Source organism: Candidatus Nitrotoga fabula, assembly GCF_905221025.1.
In the GTDB taxonomy this organism is placed as follows: Bacteria; Pseudomonadota; Gammaproteobacteria; order Burkholderiales; family Gallionellaceae; genus Nitrotoga; species Nitrotoga fabula.
On the sequence record NZ_CAJNBL010000021.1, the window covers coordinates 56,153 to 75,713 of the forward strand.

A 19,561-nucleotide genomic window follows, 5' to 3' on the forward strand; every position below is an offset into this window, starting at 1 on the left:
GGAAACAGCATGGAACTGCAGGATTTTTAGGAAATTGACCGGGTGTAATTCATGGGAGAACGCATGATGAATTCTTTGGATAGAATGGGATGTGTGCCTGCTTGTATGGTCAGGCCGGCTCCGGATCCTGACTGGACTTGCGAATCGAGATGACCGTGCAATCCACAATTTCCGTAGGGAATATCAGCCCTTCCCTGTCACTTGATTTTAATGGCAGTAAGGTTTCTGCACGACGCCTTGAACTGCTCGTTGCAATAAGTCGCGAAAATTCAATTAACGGCGCTGCCAAATCCCTTGGAATGACCTACAAAGGAGCATGGGAAGCGGTGGAAGCGATGAACAACCTTGCCGGTGTACCTTTAGTAACCGCTCATCAGGGAGGTCGCGGCGGGGGCGGCGCAGAGCTAACCGCAGCGGGCCTGCGGCTGGTGGAAGAAATGGGGCGCATTGCGGCATTGCAAGCCCAGTTTTTTTCGGTGCTCGAAAAAGATACAGGCCTGGGGAATAGTTTTGAACTGCTAAAGCGGATCGGGGTAAACACAAGCGCACGCAATGCTTTCAGGGGAGTTGTAGAAAATGTGCAAAGAGGGGCGGTGAATGCGGAGGTCACGCTCAGACTGGCCAGTGGCGAAATCCTGCATGCCATGGTTACCCTTGAAAGCGTCCGTTCCCTGGATTTGCTGCCGGGCAAGGCAGTCTTTGCATTAATCGATGCGTCCTGGGTAATTCTGACGACTGCGGATGAAAATGCCAGGGTTTCTGCGCGCAACCGACTTTGCGGGACAGTCAGTCGCATTGAGTGCGGTTCAGTGAATACCGAGGTGCTGCTGGATCTGGGCAATGGCGTGACTCTTGCTGCAATTATTACCGATGAGTCACGGAAAATGCTAGGGCTGGTGGTCGGTAGTCGCGCTTGCGTCTTGATCAAGTCGTCCCACATCATTCTCGGGGTGGATTAATCCTGGAATTCGGCAGATTTTTCGTCTGCCGGTGTAAATTTTTGAATATTTTGCAGTGCAGTGCAATTCGGGTTGAAATTGATTCAGGTTGAGTAGTCCGCAGCCTGGAGTAATAGTTGATAGCAGCCAGGAAGATTTTACTATCAGTTTGTTATTTCCGGATGGGTGTGAATTGCTTGCTTTTCGTTATATAGTTGTATATATTACGTATGCAGATGCAGATTGGAAAAAATCAGTATCAGCGGGGTGCATGCGGGTTGGAGCCCGGATGTAAATGCATGGGATCGCCAGATAAAAGAATGGCAAACTCAAATTCGGTTTAAGGGAGATGAGAAATGAGAACCAGTGCTAGAAATATGCTGAAAGGCAGTGTGGAATCCATAGCGATTGGTGCAGTAAATTCAGAAGTGACATTGAGACTGGGTAATGGCGTGCTGATATATTCAATCATTACCAATGAAAGCGTCACGTCATTGGGCCTTGCGCCAGGCAGGGAGGCAACTGCGCTGATCAAGTCTTCATGGGTGATACTGACTGCTGCAGATGAAAAAATTGTGACCTCGGCGCGCAACCGGTTGTGCGGGGTGGTTACAAAAATAGACAGGGGGGCGGTAAATGCCGAAGTGGTGATGGATTTGGGCTACGATACCAGCTTTACCGCAATCATCACCAATGAATCGCTAGCTATGCTCAAACTGGTTGTGGGTAGTCCGGCATGCGCTCTGGTCAAGGCATCGCATGTGATTCTTGCTATAGAAAAATAACAGAAAACAGTGGGATCGGAACCGCAATTTATGCGGTTTTATTCCGTCTTTCGTTATGTAGTTTAGTATATTTAGATTGAGATAATTTTGTTATGATTAAAATTTTTCCAGTCCCAACATGTCGGACCATGAATCGGACGGTCTGTAACCCGGTGGCGACAAATTTGTCAGCAAGCCTGTTACCTGCCATCCGGAAATCTGGATTAGAAATTCATGCCGGGATTCTGGCCGGCTGTCTGCTTATTGCCCCTGCATTTGCGGCTGAGCAGGAAAACATCCAGCAAAAACCGCACGTTGAAGAGTCTGGCCAGAAAGTGCAGGAAAAAAAAGCCAAACCGCCGGCCAAGCCAACGTATTATGTGCAGTACCGCAGTTCCGGATTGACGCTTCAATCGGATCCTCCGCGTTATGTCAAGCAGGCCAACCAGACCTGGCTTAAAGACCAGGGGTGGCAGGATGTGGACTGGCTGGATCTGGGGGTGGAAATCCGGGCGCGCTATGAATATATCAATAACGATTTTCGCAAAAAAACCGAAACCATAGATGAGCCGTTTCAATTGCGCTCCCGCCTGTATGCGGCCATAAAGAACAAGTTTGATCCGTTGCGCGCCACCTTTGAGTTCCAGGACTCCCGGAGATATAACAGTCAGTATCCGGATACCAACCTGGAAGTCAACAAGACAGAATTTATCCAGGGGTATGGGGAGCTGTATTTCAAGGACGCGCTGGGCAAGGACGATCTGGGTACCAATCGTCCGCTCAGTTTGCGGTACGGGCGCCATGCATTCGAGCTGACGGATAAGCGCCTGATTGCAAGAAATGAATTCCGTAACACCACGAATAATTTCCAAGGAATACGAGCGCTTCTGGGTTCGAAGAATAGTGACTGGCAGGCAGATTTTTTTGCCTTCAACCCCATTGTTCGTTTTATGGACCAGACGGACAAGGCCAATGATGCGCAGTGGTTTTACGGTGCCAAGTTTGATTTGCGCAAATGGTCCAAAATAGTGACGTTTCAGCCCTATTATTACCTGCTTCAGCAAAACGGCAGCAAGATGAAATATGCTTCCAGCGGAGCTTTTGCCACTGCAGCGGATAAAAAAGACCGTGAAATCCATACGGCCGGTTTGCGTGCCTATGGGATCGTAGCCGATACCGGACTGGATTGGGATTTGAACTATCTTAAGCAATGGGGCGAGGATGGCGGGCTGAATCAGGACAGCTACGGGTATAACATGGAAGCAGGCTATACCTTCGGCAACCATGCGTGGAAACCCCGTTTCATGGCCAATATGGGCTATGCCAGCGGCGATGCGAATCTGACGGATCAAACCAGTCAGCGTTTTGAGGGCCTGTTCGGATTTGCCAGACCCTGGTCTCACAGTAACTATATTAAGATGGAGAACATACGTGCGGTTAAACTGCGCGGAGAGTTCAGCCCCACAGCCAACCTGAAAATCGATTTTGGTTACAGCTGGTATGACCTGGCCAGCGCCACGGACAGATGGGCAGCATCCGGCTATCGTGATACTTCAGGCAAAAGCGGCAAGGAAATAGGCCAGGAATTTGATATTCTCGCGCGATTTCCGGTTACCAAATATTTATCGATGGTGGCGGGATATTCCTACTTCATGGCCGGAGATTTTGCTGAGGCGCAATCCCAGAAGCAACAGCCCGGGCGGGATAACGACACCCACTATGTCTGGATAGACGCGATGGTAGTCGCATTTTAAAATGACTTTGTAAAGGAAATTATCATGTTTAAAACAATCACCTTACGTGTTATCGCGCTTGCAGCAGTAATTCTGCTGATCGGTCCTGGCATTGCAACGGCCGAGACGATTACCGTCGCCACTGCCGCCAGCATGAAAAATGCAATGACCGATATTGTTCATAAATTTAATGCTGAAAATCAGCAAGACCAGGTAAAAGCCATTTATGGTTCCTCCGGGAAATTCACTGCACAAATTCAGAATGGTGCGCCTTTCGATATGCTGTTTTCGGCGGACACTAATTTTCCGCAGGCGCTGAAGAAAGAAGGTTTGACGAGTTCGGATCCGGTAGTTTATGCGATTGGCCGATTGGTCATCTGGTCGTCCACAACCGATGCCAGCAAATTGACTTTGCAAAAACTGGATGATTCGAATATCCGCAAGGTGGCCATTGCCAACCCGGATGTCGCTCCTTACGGCATGCGAGCCAGGGAAGCCATGAAGGCTGTCGGGGTATGGGAAAAATTGCAGAGTAAACTTGTGCTTGGCGAGAATATCGAGCACGCGGCGCAGATGGCAAGTTCCGCTGCCGCCGATGCCGCTATAATCGGCTTGTCGCAAGCACGTATTCCTGCAATGGCAAAACTGGGGTCATACAGCATGATTGATGAGCGCCTGCATGCGTCGTTGGCGCAAGCCTTTGTGATTACCCAACGTGCAAGGAATAATGCGCTCGCGCGGAAATTTGCTGCTTATGTTCAGACGCCAGAATCGCAGAAGATACTGGAAAGTTATGGTTTTGTGCTACCAGGGAAACGCTAGGGCGGGAAATAATATTGGAATCTATCGGGCAGAATTTCGGTTTGACAGCAGAAGACTGGACAGCGCTTGCACTTACTTTTCGCCTTTGCCTGTACACGACGATCATTCTGATGATCTTTGCTACCCCTTTGGCCTGGTGGCTGGCTAACGGACGTTCGCTAAGCCGCACGGCCGTGCAGGCGGTGGTGGCACTGCCTCTGGTGTTGCCACCGACGGTACTCGGGTTCTATTTGCTGATCGCACTGGGGCCGCGCGGGATAATAGGCGGAACCATGGAAACCCTGGGACTCCAACATTTCGCCTTCACTTTCGAGGGGATTCTGATTGGCTCGGTGATTTATTCCATGCCGTTTGCCGTACAACCACTGGAGCATGCTTTTTCCAACCTGGGGAAGCGTCCGGTCGAAGTCGCCGCTTCGCTCGGGGCTGGCGCGATGGATCGACTTTTCAGCGTGATTATTCCGATGGCGAGGCGAGGCTTCGTGGTTGCCATAACGCTGACATTTGCCCATACCATGGGTGAATTTGGGGTGGTTCTGATGGTGGGCGGCAATATTCCCGGAGTTACCCATGTGCTTTCGACCACGATTTATGGTTATACCGAAAGCATGCAATACGCTGCTGCGGGCAGACTGAGCCTTTTGCTGCTGATTGGTGCTTTTGTTGTGCTGTTCCTGGTTTACTGGCTCAACCGAAGTTTTGAGATGGCCAGGCCATGACCTTGTCTGTTACTGCGCGTATCACGCACCCAGGTTTTGTCTTTGATGTAGATGCATGTTGGCCGGTGGAAGGGGTTACCGTTCTGTTTGGGCGTTCCGGTTCGGGGAAAACCACCCTGCTGCGCCTGATTGCCGGTCTGGAGAGGCCCAAAAAAAACGGGCGGGTCAGTTTTTGTGGTCAGTCCTGGCTGGACGGGCGTCATTGGGTTCCATTGCATCGGCGCCGGATCGGCATGGTATTTCAGGAGGCAAGCCTGTTTTCGCACCTGTCGGTACGCCAGAATCTCCTGTATGGCTATCAACGTACGCCGGCTGCCGAGCGCAAGCTGGATCTGGAAGAAGTGGTTGACATGCTTGCTATCGAGAATCTGATCGGGCGAAATGTGGGCCAGCTTTCCGGCGGGGAGCGGCAGCGTATTGCGCTGGGACGTGCCCTGCTGACTAGCCCGCGACTGCTGCTGATGGATGAACCGCTTTCCGCTCTGGACAGTCAGTCGAAGCGCGAGATCCTTCCATTTCTGCAGCGTCTGGTCGAACAGGCCGGTATCCCGATCATATATGTCACTCATGCACCCGCGGAAGTGGAACGTCTGGCAGATCGGGTGGTGTTTTTGCGCGATGGGGGTATAGATTGCATAGAAACGCTGAAGCAGACCCTATCGAGACCGGATTCTCCCTTGTTTAACGATCAGGGCGTGGTGTCGGTCATAGAAGGCCGTCCGGAACAGAAAGAACATGGGTTAACCGCTTTTCATGTCGGGAAGGACATTTTCTGGTTGAGTCTCCAGGTTCACGCGGATGCCGCAGGCAGGACACAGCGCTTGCGCATACTTGCCAGGGATGTCGGCATCGCTCTCTCCAGGCCGGAGGGGACCAGTCTGTCGAACATTCTGCCGGTAACCATACAGCGCATAGACTCTGTCCGGGATGGACATGTGCTGCTTGGGCTACAATTGGGGGGAGGGCAAAATCTGTTCGCAGAAATCACTGCATGGTCCTGTGAGCGGCTGAAATTACGCACGGGAATTGCAGTGTATGCAATGATCAAATCAGTCGCGCTGGCAGAGTAATGATGCGGTCATGCAAAAATTCAGGGCTTGAGCTTCCCCTGCCCGCCTGCATGGTTGTCACGATAAACTGAAACAGGCATTTTCTGTAAAATGTCTGCTCAGGTCGTTTTATGATAGACGGTGGTATCACCAGCCAGCCTGGTGTCAGCAGTTCCGGGCAGGGAAGGTTCGCCGGAATTGGTCAGAGAATCCGTTTTCGCCTGATTCTGTTGATCATATACCGACTTGAGATAGCGTTGTATTTCCCCGCTCGTGGTATGAACCGGGGTTGCCTTTTCAACATTCCGGATCGTGGCATTTGCGCCATGTTCAACGAGCAGCCGCGCAGATTCCAGATTTCCCACCTTGTGCAGAGCAGTGTTCCCCCTTTTAATGATCATGCTTCCCGTTACCAGCTGTACATTCGGGTCTGCACCCTCATCCAGCAAGCGTTGCACTACTTCGGGAAAATCGACCCATATGTATAGTGCGGTCAAACCATCTTTATCCTGGAATTTGGCATTCGCGCCATGATCAATTAAAAATACGGCGAGACCAGGGTCATTCACGTCGAATAACGGGGGGCGATTATTATAATCGACCAGATTGGGATCTGCCCCATGTTCGATTAACAGTCGGGCTGCCTCAATGCTTTCGGCATAGTGAAGTGCCGTTTTTCCGAAAAAATTCTGATGATTAATATCCAGGCCCAGCTGGATTGCATTCCTGATCCCATCCAGATCGTTGGCCATTGTCGCGTCGATTAGGGCTTCATCGGGTTCATTTTGCATATTTGTTTTCTATCGGCCTAAAAGGTTAAAAGTATCTGCGCGGAATATGAACAGCCTATCGGTATGGAGCAGGCAGATGGGAACTCATGTCCATACTGCCTGATTACAGGTAGAACCTGTCTGTAGCAGGGGGTACACCTCCATGCACTACAATGCTTGATATCCGTTTCTGGTGAAATATTACATTATGACATGATTTGTTAATCTAAAAAAGGTTGAACCAGGACAGTACTCCCTGCCTCAACGCTTCCTTGCGACGCAGGTAATACGATGTAGCTGTTTGCCTTGCTCATTGAGCTGAGAATGCCGGAGCACTGGGTACCCGTGGTGCGTACGGTCCATGAGCCATCCGGATCCTTGCTGAGAATGCCGCGCTGGAATTCGGTTCGCCCGGGAACCTTGCGGATGGGGCTGGTGCAAGTGGCCTGGAATTCTATGGTAAGCCTGGGTTGCTGCCCCATCAGAATGCGTAATGCATCGCGGACAAACTGCTGAAAAGTTACCATGACTGCGACTGGATTGCCGGGCAACCCGAAAAAATGACAGGTGCCAATCTTGCCATAAGCAAGAGGTTTTCCAGGTTTCATCGCTATTTTCCAGAATACAACTTCTCCGATTTCTGTGAGCAGTTGCTTGATATAGTCGGCCTCACCTACGGAAACTCCACCACTCGTGATAATGGCATCCGTCCGGGATGCGGCATCCAGCAATGCCTCCTTGAGGCTGGCTTTGTCATCACGAATGGTGCCCATGTCGACAATTTCGACCCCAAGCTCGCCCAGCATCCCCAGCAGGGAGTAGCGATTGCTGTTGTAGATTTTCCCGGGAGCCAGTTGAGTTCCTGGTTCCTGTAATTCATCGCCGGTCGAAAACAGCGCGACTTTTAATTTATGGTAAACGGTGACATCACTAAAGCCAAGCGAAGCCAGCAGGCCCATTTCGGCGGGACGAATGATTTGTCCTTTGGTCAGCACAGTGGAATTCTGTGCAATGTCTTCCCCAATCAGGCGAATGTTCTGGCCTCGACGATGCCCTTCGCCTATTTCAACGGATGAGCCGGAGGCCTGTACATGTTCCTGCATCACTACACTGTCACATCCTTCTGGAATGAGTGCTCCGGTCATGATACGCACGCACTCTCCTGCGCCAACGCAACCGCTAAAAGGATGTCCTGCAAATGCGCTGCCGACAACTTTCAGAACGGTGGGAGCGCTTGTCAGATCCTCATGGCGCACGGCGTATCCATCCATTGCGGAATAGTCGTGCGGTGGAACATTCATCGGGGATTGTATGTCCGTTGCAAGAGTGCGGTGCAATGCATTGCAGAGGCGGATCGATTCGTGTTTGGCAAGTGGCGTGAGGAACTGCCGGATGAACTGGCGTGCTTTTTCCACAGGCATGGAGTTAGGGTCATAATCACCCATTTGCTCAAGAGTGGACAGGAAGGGACGTGGAGATTCCATGAAATGTCCTTATGTTAGGTATGGTTGACAATAGGAATGATTGTGAACGGATGCAGCATAGTCCCCTTCAGGCTCCAGAAGGGGCAGGGTATGGCAAACCCGGTGAATGCAGGCGGTTCGGGTCGGCAGGGCGGAAAAGTGCACGCAGGGGAGCTACCCACCGATGTAAGACATTTCAATCTTTTTACCTGTTGAATTTGTTTTCTTTGTGTTGGCACTGCGCAACTCCGAATAGCGATCTGCGCGCTGGCGCCATAGGTGTGCAAGAGCAGCGGAAATTTCCTGGTCAGTTTTCCCGCCGTGTAACAGTGCCCGCAAATCATGGCCGCTTTCTGCAAACAGGCAAGTATATAGTTTGCCTTCTGTAGATAACCGGGCGCGAACACATTCATGGCAGAAGGTTTTGGTGATGCTGGAGATGACTCCGATTTCCCCTCCGCCTTGTTTGTAGCGCCACCGCTCTGCAGTTTCACCAGAGCAGTTCGGCTCGATTTCCTCCAGGGGCATGTGGGTGGAAATCCGGCGTACCACTTCGGCGGATGGGATCACCTCACCCATTTCCCACTGGTTGGAAGTTCCTACGTCCATATATTCGATAAATCGCAGAATAAAAGGAGTATCCTTGAAATAGCGGGCCATGGGGACGATTTCCTGGTCGTTCATTCCGCCTTTGACAACCATGTTTACTTTAATTGGACCGAGGCCTACTGAATGGGCGATGTCCAGGCTGCGCAGAACATCCGATACAGAATAATCAACCCCATTCATGCGTTTGAAGGTGGCATCATCTAATGCATCCAGAGAGACAGTAACCCGGTTTAATCCTGCATCTTTCAGGGACTGGGCTTTTTTTCCAAGCAGAGAACCGTTTGTTGTGAGCGTCAGGTCCAAATCTTTCCCGTCATAGGTTTTCAGTCTGGAGAGCATTTCGATTAAATTTTCGACGTGCTTGCGCAACAGGGGTTCGCCACCCGTCAGACGAATTTTCTGGACACCGTGGTCCACAAAAATTTTTGCAATGCGGGTGATTTCTTCAAAGGTCAGCATGGAAGCACGCGGCATGAATTTATGATCTTTGCCGAATGCTTCGATGGGCATGCAATATACACACCGGAAATTACATCGATCCGTGAGGGAGATGCGCAAATCCTGCAATGGGCGTCCAAATGCATCACCAAGGAGTCCATTGGGCTCTTCAATAACGGAAGGAATATTCGGAATGGACCGGTATTGGCGAAAATCGATAATTGGAATGGTCTTTTTAGGCATGGCATTAGGCCCGGTATCTATTATGTGCGTCAGTATATACAGGTATGTTAATCGTTCATTGACATTCGTTTAATACATATACCCAAACGGTAATGTGGCAAACATGCAGGGATAGCCGGCTTCAGGCAGCAATCAGTTTTTTATCATGGTCCATGCTGGCTAATAAATAATAAACGGTTCACTCAGTGCTACAAAGTTGCTTGTATCCTGTTCAGTCCATGCGCAAGTACCTGTTCGTGCCCTGGACAGTGATACAGATCGAATGCAGCCTATGCATGGCAATCCATTTTAAATATCCGGCACGGGAAAACAACGTACCAGAGAACGTGAAAGCTTTGCAACAATTTGTTTTTTGTTTAAAGATCACCCCAGATTATACGATTGCATGCTTTTAATGCAAAGTAAATTAGTGGGGTATTGTTAATGTAATTAACAATCATGGTGTTAGAATGGAAAATCCTTGGCGTGCCCGGATATGCCAAGAAGGTTTTTCGGGAATCACGAATTTAGTCGCGGTTGTTTTTCAACCCGGATGGGCATTCCCCTGCAATCATAACCACGTGGGGTTGGCGGTAAAATGCCCATGATATCCGTTTATTTTCAGGGATAGGGTGAATTTTCGACTGCGCCGGTGGCATCGATCGGAACGGCGTTGGGTCCGGTGCGTACCAGTCTCACACGGCCATCGTCTCCGCGCTGGTAGTAATCTACTTTGCCGTTGTAAAAACTGACGCCCCAGGAAAAGGATGAATTATCCTTTGCAGGCTCAATTGACCAGAAATGAGCAGCATGGGTCGGCCATTTCATTGGAAAGGCTTCCTGATTAATGGATGGGTTTCTGACGTTTAGGTCCACTATGCTTGCCAGTTCGTTGGCAAAAGGCAGACGCCAGGCTATGCCGGTAGACATTGCCTCGTGTTTGGCCATGGCTATCGCCTGATCCCAGGTATACCCTGTTGCCATTCCCGTACACCCGTTAGGGGTCATCGTCATGCCTTCCGGGCAACGCCGCCAGATCCGGCCTGTCTTGTTATCGGTCACTTCTTTGCCATCTGCGGAAATTTCGAATCGTGGAGGAAGGGTGCTATCAGGGGAATCGGATGTTTCCTGGGCGCCGCTTGGTGCCAGGGGATCAGTGGTATTCATGGTAAAGGGCTCCGTAAGTTTTTTTGTAAAGCATGCAGTGTGGCTGTCATTGTTTCAAGTATAGATCAAAATGATGTTCAGGCAAGGTGTTGTGTCCATGGAAACAATGAATTTGGAGAATATCGGGCAGAGTCGTGCCGGTCTGGCAGAGAGTGTCACCAGAAAGCCCTTGATCCCTTGGGTTGGCATTGCAGGATTTTTTTGATATGCTGACAAGAATTTGAGAATCAGTCGATTGAGACTCAGTCTCGTTTGTGAATCACTCGTCCGTAACTTCCAGTGACGAAGCCAGGAGAAATTACCGTAAATGCTAACCCGAAATACTCTGACACAAGAAAGAAGATTGAAGTTACGCTGGCTCGTTGCATTATCCAGCCTGCCTTTGCTTGGAGTAGTCACGGCGTTTGGAATTGTCCCGCATTCTGATATTGATTCTGCATCCCTGACCATGGTTGCGGAAGAAATCGCCTTGCCGAACCCCGTACAGGTTTCTCCAGTCGTTCCCGGTGCTACGGTTGCCACGTTCTGGCGCAATGAAAGCGTCAGGCGCGGAGATACCGTAATGGAGATTTTGCGCCGCCTGCATGTGGAGGATGTTGCTGCCAGTGAATATCTGCGTCGCAACCAGGCAGCAGAATCTTTCCGCAAGCTTGCCATCAATAAAAATGTGCAGGCTGAAACCAGTGCGGACGGAGGTCTGCTGGCATTGCGTTATCTGGATAACAGCGGCAATTATGTAATTATCGAGAAAGAGGCAGGAGGCTTCAAGACCCGTTTGCAATCTCCTCAGGTCGAAATGCGCCAGCATATGAGCACAGGTGAAATCAGTACCTCGTTATTTGCAGCAACGGATGCCCTTGGCCTGCCGGAATCCATCGCTAATCAGCTTGCCGAAGTTTTTGGTAGTGATATTGATTTTCATCGGGATCTGCGCAAAGGGGATAAATTCAGCCTGGTGTACGATATGGAGTACAGCAATGGTGAACCGGTTCGTCCTGGCCGTATCCTGGCTGCCGAGTTCATTAATCAGGGGCAGAGTTACCGTGCGGTATACTTTAAAACCGACGGTACCCGTGGTGCTTATTACACCCCGGATGGAAAAAGTTTGCATAAAGCATTTTTGCGCTCCCCGATTGAATTTTCCCGTATCAGCTCAGGCTTCAGCCGGATGCGTTTTCACCCGGTCCTGAACAGATGGCGAGCGCATAAAGGGGTGGATTACGCCGCAGCACATGGCACCAAGGTAAAAGTAACCGCGGATGGTACAGTATCGTTTGTCGGTAAGCGGGGTGGGTATGGCAATGTAGTGGTCGTGGAGCATCAGGGGCACCATACTACGGTGTACGGGCATCTATCGCGTTTTGCAAATGGCTTGAGTCGTGGCCGGCGTGTCACGCAGGGGGACATTATTGGTTTCGTCGGCATGACTGGCCTGGCGACCGGTCCTCACTTGCATTATGAATTTCTGGTGAATGACCAGCATCGTGACCCGCTACGCGCTGTGCTGTCAGATACGCCTCCTCTTAACAATGCGCAAAAGCTCGCTTTTCAGAACGCTACCAGTGGCCTGACTGCACGACTCGGCATGTTGCGTGACACGAACATGGCCAAGCTTGACTGAAACGAATGACACCAGGAAGTCTCAACGGGTTCAGAATGATTCCGAGCTATACATAGGGATTATGTCGGGGACCAGCCTGGATGGCATTGATGCTGTCCTGGTTGGCTTTCCTGATGACCAGACCAGACTTCTTGCAACCTGTTATCAGGCTTACGGGAAAGACCTCCGGGAAGCGCTGCTAGCTTTGCATCAACCGGCATATGATGAGTTGCGCCAAACGCAGTTCATCGGTAATGAACTGGCGAAGCGCTATTCGCAGGCGACGGTGAGCCTGCTGCAGAAAGCCGGGGTTGTACCCGGACAGGTTTGCGCTATCGGCTGTCATGGTCAGACCATACGTCATTGCCCTGATCAGGGATATACGCTGCAACTCGGCAATGCAGCCCTGCTAGCTGAATTAAGTGGAATTGCGGTGGTAAGTGATTTCCGCAGTCGTGATATTGCTGCAGGCGGGCAGGGGGCTCCGCTGGTTCCTGCTTTTCATGACAAGGTTCTACGCCATCCAGCCATACATCGCGTGGCCGTGAATATAGGCGGTATCAGTAACCTGACCAATTTGTCCCCTGAGTGTCCCGTTTCCGGTTTTGATTGCGGTCCGGGAAATATGCTGATGGATGCATGGATATCCATGCATTGCGGAGAGCCATATGACCGCGATGGCGCATGGGCTGCAAGCGGAAAGGTTATTCCGGCGCTGCTGCAGAGATTTCTGGAGGAGCCGTTCCTGCATGCGCCTCCACCGAAAAGCAGCGGTCGGGATTTGTTCAGTCTGGCCTGGCTCAAGGGCAGGCTCCGTGGGGATGAAGCGCCGGTCGATGTTCAGGCCACGCTGCTTGAGTTGAGCTGCCGTGCCATTTCGGATGCCATTCAGTGCTTTTGCAAAGGGGCAACAGAGATATATTTGTGTGGCGGCGGTGCACATAATCAGGCGCTGGTGCAGAAACTGGGCGCTTTTCTGCCGGAATGCAACATTCAAACCACCGAAGTGCTCGGCATGGGGGTTGACTGGCTGGAGGCGATCGCCTTTGCCTGGCTCGCACAGCAACGTTTATATAATCGCGAACTGAATCTGGTTACCGTTACCGGTGCACGTCATTCGTGCATACTTGGCGCGATTTATCCGGCATAAATTTGCCTTTTCGGGTAATGCAGGCCGCGAGCATATCGTCTCCCATTCACTGTGTTCCATAAAAATCTGTCAGATGGGCGGTGATTTTCCTGGCTGTAGCGTGCCGTCAGATTTGTCGAGGAGATAAAAGCTTGCAGAGTGGTTCAGGCGCTCTGCAAGCAGGCTGGCAAATATAATGTACCAGGGCCACAGAGGTTTTTGCAGGAAAAATACACTATCGGCAATTCTACGCTGGATTAGAAGCGGATATTATCGTAAGAGGGGATTTGCACAGCAAATCGATTCGGATATACATGGTCGGATGATTTTTGTATAAAACATCCGACCGTACGATGCAGGAAATGGTCAGCCCGGCAGGGAGCTTCTTGGGTTAGACTGAAAAAGACGATCCGCAGCCGCAGGTAGAAGTGGCGCTTGGGTTCTTGATGACAAATTGAGAGCCTTCTATTCCATCCTGGTAATCAATTTCTGCGCCTATCAGGTATTGAATGCTCATGGGGTCTATCAACAATTGCACCCCATTTTTGTTGAGCACGGTATCATCTTCGTTAATCACTTCATCCAGGGTAAAACCATACTGGAAACCGGAGCATCCCCCGCCGCTTACTGCAATCCGCAATTTCAGGTTGGCATTGTTTTCCTCGTCGATCATTTCCTTGACTTTGTTGGCAGCGCTGTCGGTAAATACCAGCGGATCCTGCAGGTCGGTTATTGCATTCATGGTTGTCTCCGTAAAATCTGTAAAGTAAAAATGGCGGATAGCCAGTTGCCGGTTTGGCTCAAGTGTCACCATAATCTATCAGGCAGAATTATCACTAAAATTTTAGTAATGGATCCTGAAAAATCTCATACTACTTGAAATTAATCCGATACGCCAGAATCGCTATCGCATGTCTGGCTTATCTTAGAGAATATAAAAAATCTGAAGATGGGCAGGTGCATGGCTAAAGTGCCGGTAGACAGTAATTTTAAGTAGGAGTAGCATTACAATCAATGTAGTTTATTCGGGCTTGTCACGGCATGGGTCGGCGGGTATGGTCGGATCAAGGGTGCGGTAACTTTATATAGTTAAAGAAAATGAAAATCTTACATAGTAAAGACTATATTGCAAATAAATGCGGAGTATTTACAGAGGTGGCGCATGATATATATTCGACCCCGTTCTGGACGCCCGAATACTGTACAGATTTGATCAAGGAGTTGAATTCAAGGCCGGAACTGTTTTATGCGCAGAACCCGGACGGATATGCTGCTTCCGAGCTGAATCTTTACAATCTGAGCAGGGTGTTTTCAATTGATATCTGCAAGCAGGTGATGGACAAGTGTCTTCCCTCCCTGCTGTATGTATTCCCACTGCTGAACATATTGGGGTTCACCTCACCGTATTTTGTGCGGTACGGGCCGGGTGACGTAAAGAACATGAGACTGCACCACGATGTTTCCCTGGTGTCCATGCTGGTAAAGCTGAACGATGATTTTACCGGTGGGGATCTGGTTTTTCCCAGGCAAAATTATAATAACAAAGACCTCCCGGTTGGCTATGCTCTTTTCTGGCCGGGACAGGTAACGCATCCGCACCAGGTTCTGGATGTGACGCAGGGAACAAAGTTTTCGTTAACCGTTTGGTCATGGCCTGTTCCCTGGACTTCCGAATACGGGATTCCGGTTGAGGAGCTTAAATAAACCAGGCGGAATTCTTTTGTTGCAATTTTTCGGATGTTCGGTCCGGATGATCATGCTCTGTACGATGGCGATTTTCAATTCTTTCCCTGCCTGAAAGAAACGGGCACGGTTTTTTTTGCCGTTACTTAAAATGATGTCCCGAAAAGAGCAGAGGCGCGTGAATCCGGGTTCAGGCTTCTGCGCTACAGTTCTCCTGAGTGCGTATTCTGTTTGCCGCGCGTCTCAATAGCCAGGCGGTATGGGGTTCCCCGGTGAGGGTGAACAAACCCTGAATTTCCTCTTTTCCAATGACACGAAACCTTCCACTTGTTGTCAGTTTATAGTTTTGCAGTTACTTTGACTTCCCATGATCGGCATGTTCTTTCGGTGAGCAGAAAAATGTACTGGGAATATAGCGCCGCCCGTCAATCGGACGAATGATTTTTTAGGGAAGGAACAGTTGCATTTGGGGTAAAATGGAGCCTGATTCCGGGCTGCAAATTGCATAACAACAATGGGTTTGAGGGGTTTCCATGCCATCCGTTCTGTCCATGCAGATTGCCCATGGTTTATCAGGATACAGCCCGCATTTACCTTCACTATACTATCGAACATAAAGCGAAGTTGCTTCAAATGACCCTACAAGAAACCATAGACGTAATCAAGCGTGGTTGCGATGAATTGCTGCTGGAAAAGGAACTGATCCAAAAACTGGAATCAGGTCGTCCACTGCGCATCAAGGCAGGGTTCGATCCGACTGCGCCGGATTTGCACCTTGGGCATACCGTGCTGCTCAATAAGTTGCGCCAGTTTCAGGACCTCGGGCATCAAGCCTTGTTCCTGATCGGGGATTTTACCGGCAGGATCGGGGACCCCACCGGAAAGAATACGACCCGTCCCCCGTTGTCGCGTGAACAGGTGCTGGAAAATGCCGAAAGTTACCGTGAACAGGTATTCAAGGTGCTGGACCCGGACAGGACGGAAATCGTTTTCAACGCTGCCTGGATGGACAAATTCAGTGCAGCCGACCTGATCAAGCTTGCCGCTACCCATACAGTTGCGCGCATGCTGGAGCGTGATGATTTCGGGAAACGCTACAGAAACAGTCAGCCGATTGCGATCCATGAGTTTATTTATCCCCTGATACAGGGATACGATTCCGTAGCGCTCAGGGCAGATATGGAGCTTGGGGGATCAGACCAGAAATTTAATCTGCTGATGGGGCGGGAACTGCAGAAACATTATGGCCAGTCTCCCCAGTGCGTACTCACCATGCCATTGCTGGTGGGGCTGGATGGGATCAACAAGATGTCCAAGTCACTGGGTAATTATGTGGGCATCACGGATAAGCCGCAGGAAATGTTCGGGAAGCTGATGTCCGTTTCAGATCAATTGATGTGGGATTATCTGGAGTTGCTTTCATTTGAACCGATGCAAACCATTGCAAAATGGAGGGTGGAGGTGGAGCAGGGACGTAACCCGCGGGACATCAAGGTTTTGCTTGCCCAGGAAATGGTCACCCGCTTTCATGGCCGGGGGGCAGCCGAAGGGGCGCTGGCAGAATTCGAAGCCCGCTTCAGGCAGGGTACGCTTCCGGAGGATATGCCCGAGTTGACCGTCTCGACCAGCGAAGGAACAGGGACAATTGGGGTTGCCCAGTTGCTCAAGCAGGCTGGGCTGGTGGAAAGCACTTCGGAAGCCATGCGCATGATTACCCAAGGTGCGGTCAGGCTCGATGGCGAGCGGGTAACGGATAAGTCGCTGCAATTACAAACCGGCAGCGTGGTGGTGGCCCAGGTAGGCAAGCGCAAGTTTGGGCGGGTAACGGTTACCTGAATGAATTAACTGTCTGGACCCTGCGCAGGGCAGAAACCTTCTTTCCAGCGTTCAATGCGGATTCCGATCCGTTGGCAATTGCGTATGGCATTGATTTTAGCGGCACTGATCCGGACCCACGGTACGTTGAAATCCACCAGCAGGATCTGGGCAATATGCTCGGCAAGCGCTTCCAGCAGGCTGAAGTGGTGGCTACCGAGCGCATTCTGGATATGGCTTACAATTTCAGAGTAATCCAGTGCATCCTGAATATCGTCAGTTTGGCAGGCGCGGGAGGTCGGAAGGGCGATTTCCATATCCAGTTGCAGGGTTTGCGGTACCCGTTTTTCCCATTCATATACGCCAATAAGTGTTTCGACCTTGAGTTCGCGCAGAAAAATAATATCCATACAAAAAACGGTTTGAGTTAATCGGACCTTGCGTTCGTGGACAAATCGGTTATGGATACATTTTAAGGTATTTCAAATGATCAACCTGCTTTTTATTGTCGCTGCGTATTTGCTAGGCTCGGTTTCTTTCGCAGTCATCGTGAGCCGTTTGTTTGCCTTGCCCGATCCGCGGAGCTATGGATCACAGAACCCGGGAGCGACCAACGTCATGCGCACCGGAAATAAATGGGCTGCAATTCTGACGTTGCTGGGCGATGCGGCGAAAGGCGCTTTGGCGGTATGGCTGGCCGGAAAGTTTGCACCGGATGGGAGTCTTCTGCTGGTTGCCGCAGTGGCACTGGCGGTATTTCTCGGTCACCTGTTTCCCCTGTTTCTGCATTTCAAGGGAGGCAAAGGCGTGGCGACGGCGCTGGGCGTATTGCTTGCGCTGAATATCTGGCTGGGGCTGGCGGCAATGGCGACGTGGCTGCTGGTTGCCCTGGTGTTTCGCCTATCTTCGCTCGCGGCGCTGGTCGCGGCTGTAGCGGTGCCGGTTTATTCCGTTGTTCTGGCGCTGCCATCGGAATATGTACTGCTTTCGCTGGCCATGTCTTTATTACTGATCTGGCGACACAAGAGCAACATCCGGAATCTGCTGTCTGGCAAGGAAAGCCGGTTTACCAGAAAGTCGGGCAATCATCCGGAATAGTTGATTTCCTGCAAATCCCAGCGTGGCCGGACATTGAAGCGAAAATCGGTCACGGCATCCTGCCCCTGAAGGCGACGTGCGGCGGCGTAGGCAATCATGGCTCCGTTATCGGTGCAAAACTCAAGAGCAGGATAAAACACATGAAAGCCCCGCTTTTGGGCAGCTTCGTTGAGTTGCGAACGCAGGCGCTGATTGGCGCCTACCCCCCCTGCGACAACCAGCCGTTTCATTCCGCTCTGCTTCAGGGCAGCAAGAGATTTGGTAACCAGCACTTCTACGATGGCTTCCTGGGCGGCATGGGCGATGTCGGCACGGGTTTGCCTGTCCAGTGTGTGCTGTCGGGTCAGAGTAAGAACGGCGGTTTTCAGTCCGCTGAAGCTGAAGTCCAGGTCACCGCTGTGCTGCATGGGGCGAGGCAGATGAAAATGGCCGGGTCGCCCCTCAACCGCCAGATTGGCCAGCTCAGGCCCTCCCGGGTAGCCAAGACCAAGCAGTTTGGCGCTTTTGTCAAAGGCCTCGCCCGCGGCATCGTCCAGTGTCTCTCCCAGCAATAGGTAATTTCCCACGCCGCTCACCTGCATCAATTGGGTGTGTCCACCAGAAACCAGTAAAGCGATGAAAGGAAAATCCAGGTCGGGCTCAGATAGCAGGGGGGACAGTAGATGTCCCTCCAGGTGGTGCACGCCGATGGCAGGTATGCCAAGAGAATAGGCCAGTGAACAGGCAATGCTTGCGCCTACCAGCAAAGCGCCGGAAAGGCCTGGGCCTTTGGTATAGGCGATGGCATCCAGTTCCTGCAGCCGGCATCCGGCTTCCGCTGAGACTGAGCGTATCAGGGGAAGAATGCGGTGGATGTGGTCGCGTGATGCCAGTTCCGGCACAACGCCGCCATACTCATTATGCATGGCAATCTGGGTATGCAGCGCATGGGCCAGTAATCCGCGGTCGGTGTGATAGATTGCGATTCCCGTTTCGTCGCAGGAGCTTTCAATGCCCAGGATCAGTTTCATCATGACAGGGGTAACCAGTGGTATGGGTAAATACATATTGTAGCGTGTTGCAAACAGAATAAATTCTGCTCGAAGAATCGGGTTTTCTTAAGTAACGGGGATGGGTACAAAGGGAAAGCGGAGAACTCAGGCAAAAAACATACCTGGAAAAATGAATGCATCGCTGCGTTCCGATTCGGATTGGCTCGTTCTGATTTTTATTATTATCGTTGGAAATTTTTCTTCTGGAAAATGGGTAGGACAAGAAAATTAAAGAAAAGCAGATCACCGGGGATAAAAAAATTTCGTGTGGGGATCAGGACAGCTAGGGCAATCTGATCAGGAGGCAACCCGTTGGTTTTAAGCAGCTTGATACCCAGCAAGAAGCCAGGAAAAATGCGCCATGAATGCCCGGAAGCGACCTTTGGCAGCCAGTGCAGAAAGATTTTTTTAGATTGTTTGAACAAAATGCTTGACCATCCAGTTTTGCTCTGTATAATGCGCACCTCTTGCTGCTACGGCAGCCCGCTCTTTAAAAGTTTACAGACAACCG

Annotated in this window: 19 protein-coding genes; 12 read left to right on the forward strand and 7 right to left on the reverse strand. The window is 50.8% G+C overall.

The annotated features are described in order from the left end of the window. Positions 1-155 precede the first annotated feature (155 nt). The 6 genes from KJA68_RS05795 to modC all read left to right on the forward strand — a co-directional run bounded on the left by KJA68_RS05795 (position 156) and on the right by modC (position 6,046). Positions 156-959 (forward strand): TOBE domain-containing protein, encoded by an 804-nt coding sequence (locus KJA68_RS05795; RefSeq protein WP_213035986.1) that lies wholly within the window; start codon positions 156-158, stop codon positions 957-959. A 335-nt stretch (positions 960-1,294) separates the two neighbouring features. Continuing rightward, positions 1,295-1,723, forward strand: coding sequence for a TOBE domain-containing protein (locus KJA68_RS05800; protein WP_213035987.1), 429 nt, complete (start codon positions 1,295-1,297; stop codon positions 1,721-1,723). Positions 1,724-1,887: 164 nt separating this feature from the next. Then, positions 1,888-3,456: an alginate export family protein gene (locus KJA68_RS05805; RefSeq protein ID WP_213035988.1), complete on the forward strand. Its 1,569-nt coding sequence runs from the start codon at positions 1,888-1,890 to the stop codon at positions 3,454-3,456. A 24-nt stretch (positions 3,457-3,480) separates the two neighbouring features. Further along, entirely contained in the window at positions 3,481-4,257 is a 777-nt protein-coding gene (modA, locus tag KJA68_RS05810) for a molybdate ABC transporter substrate-binding protein (RefSeq protein ID WP_213035989.1), read from the forward strand. A 14-nt stretch (positions 4,258-4,271) separates the two neighbouring features. Further along, positions 4,272-4,976, forward strand: coding sequence for a molybdate ABC transporter permease subunit (gene modB / locus KJA68_RS05815; RefSeq protein ID WP_246487083.1), 705 nt, complete (start codon positions 4,272-4,274; stop codon positions 4,974-4,976). Further along, positions 4,973-6,046 carry a molybdenum ABC transporter ATP-binding protein gene (gene modC, locus KJA68_RS05820; RefSeq protein WP_213035990.1) on the forward strand — a complete coding sequence of 358 codons (1,074 nt, stop codon included), beginning with the start codon at positions 4,973-4,975 and terminating at the stop codon, positions 6,044-6,046. Before modB ends, modC begins: the two co-directional genes overlap by 4 nt. Before the next feature lie 98 nt (positions 6,047-6,144). On the opposite strand, the gene KJA68_RS05825 is transcribed toward modC, so the two are convergent. The 4 genes from KJA68_RS05825 to KJA68_RS05840 all read right to left on the reverse strand — a co-directional run bounded on the left by KJA68_RS05825 (position 6,145) and on the right by KJA68_RS05840 (position 10,694). Continuing rightward, a complete protein-coding gene (locus tag KJA68_RS05825) occupies positions 6,145-6,816 on the reverse strand; it encodes an ankyrin repeat domain-containing protein (RefSeq protein WP_213035991.1) in 672 nt (223 codons plus the stop codon). Positions 6,817-7,016: 200 nt separating this feature from the next. Then, entirely contained in the window at positions 7,017-8,279 is a 1,263-nt protein-coding gene (moeA, locus tag KJA68_RS05830) for a molybdopterin molybdotransferase MoeA (protein WP_213035992.1), read from the reverse strand. A 153-nt stretch (positions 8,280-8,432) separates the two neighbouring features. Further along, complete coding sequence (gene moaA / locus KJA68_RS05835; RefSeq protein WP_213035993.1) at positions 8,433-9,548, reverse strand: GTP 3',8-cyclase MoaA; 1,116 nt, start codon at positions 9,546-9,548, stop codon at positions 8,433-8,435. A 600-nt stretch (positions 9,549-10,148) separates the two neighbouring features. After that, on the reverse strand, positions 10,149-10,694 hold the full coding sequence (locus KJA68_RS05840) for an Lcl C-terminal domain-containing protein (protein WP_213035994.1): 546 nt from the start codon (positions 10,692-10,694) through the stop codon (positions 10,149-10,151). Between the two features lie 307 nt (positions 10,695-11,001). Here KJA68_RS05840 and KJA68_RS05845 point away from each other — a divergent pair, with 307 nt between their 5' ends. Together KJA68_RS05845 and KJA68_RS05850 are read left to right on the forward strand one after the other, a co-directional pair. Further along, positions 11,002-12,315: a M23 family metallopeptidase gene (locus KJA68_RS05845; protein ID WP_213035995.1), complete on the forward strand. Its 1,314-nt coding sequence runs from the start codon at positions 11,002-11,004 to the stop codon at positions 12,313-12,315. Continuing rightward, entirely contained in the window at positions 12,308-13,444 is a 1,137-nt protein-coding gene (locus tag KJA68_RS05850; protein WP_281412141.1) for an anhydro-N-acetylmuramic acid kinase, read from the forward strand. Before KJA68_RS05845 ends, KJA68_RS05850 begins: the two co-directional genes overlap by 8 nt. Positions 13,445-13,814: 370 nt before the next feature. On the opposite strand, the gene erpA is transcribed toward KJA68_RS05850, so the two are convergent. Further along, on the reverse strand, positions 13,815-14,165 hold the full coding sequence (erpA, locus tag KJA68_RS05855) for an iron-sulfur cluster insertion protein ErpA (RefSeq protein WP_213035997.1): 351 nt from the start codon (positions 14,163-14,165) through the stop codon (positions 13,815-13,817). Positions 14,166-14,521: 356 nt separating this feature from the next. Here erpA and KJA68_RS05860 point away from each other — a divergent pair, with 356 nt between their 5' ends. Together KJA68_RS05860 and tyrS are read left to right on the forward strand one after the other, a co-directional pair. After that, a complete protein-coding gene (locus tag KJA68_RS05860; protein WP_213035998.1) occupies positions 14,522-15,127 on the forward strand; it encodes a 2OG-Fe(II) oxygenase in 606 nt (201 codons plus the stop codon). A 612-nt stretch (positions 15,128-15,739) separates the two neighbouring features. Further along, entirely contained in the window at positions 15,740-16,942 is a 1,203-nt protein-coding gene (tyrS, locus tag KJA68_RS05865) for a tyrosine--tRNA ligase (RefSeq protein WP_213036010.1), read from the forward strand. A 5-nt stretch (positions 16,943-16,947) separates the two neighbouring features. Here the strand turns inward: tyrS and folB are convergent, their stop codons facing one another. Continuing rightward, entirely contained in the window at positions 16,948-17,331 is a 384-nt protein-coding gene (gene folB, locus KJA68_RS05870; protein ID WP_213035999.1) for a dihydroneopterin aldolase, read from the reverse strand. A gap of 76 nt (positions 17,332-17,407) precedes the next feature. On the opposite strand from folB, the gene plsY reads away from it, so the two are divergent. Beyond that, positions 17,408-18,019: a glycerol-3-phosphate 1-O-acyltransferase PlsY gene (plsY, locus tag KJA68_RS05875; protein ID WP_213036000.1), complete on the forward strand. Its 612-nt coding sequence runs from the start codon at positions 17,408-17,410 to the stop codon at positions 18,017-18,019. Here the strand turns inward: plsY and tsaD are convergent. Beyond that, complete coding sequence (gene tsaD / locus KJA68_RS05880) at positions 18,007-19,032, reverse strand: tRNA (adenosine(37)-N6)-threonylcarbamoyltransferase complex transferase subunit TsaD (protein WP_213036001.1); 1,026 nt, start codon at positions 19,030-19,032, stop codon at positions 18,007-18,009. The genes plsY and tsaD overlap by 13 nt on opposite strands. Positions 19,033-19,362: 330 nt before the next feature. Between tsaD and KJA68_RS05885 the strand changes: the two genes are divergently transcribed. After that, on the forward strand, positions 19,363-19,561 hold a 199-nt coding region (locus KJA68_RS05885), incomplete at its 3' end, for a hypothetical protein (RefSeq protein ID WP_213036002.1).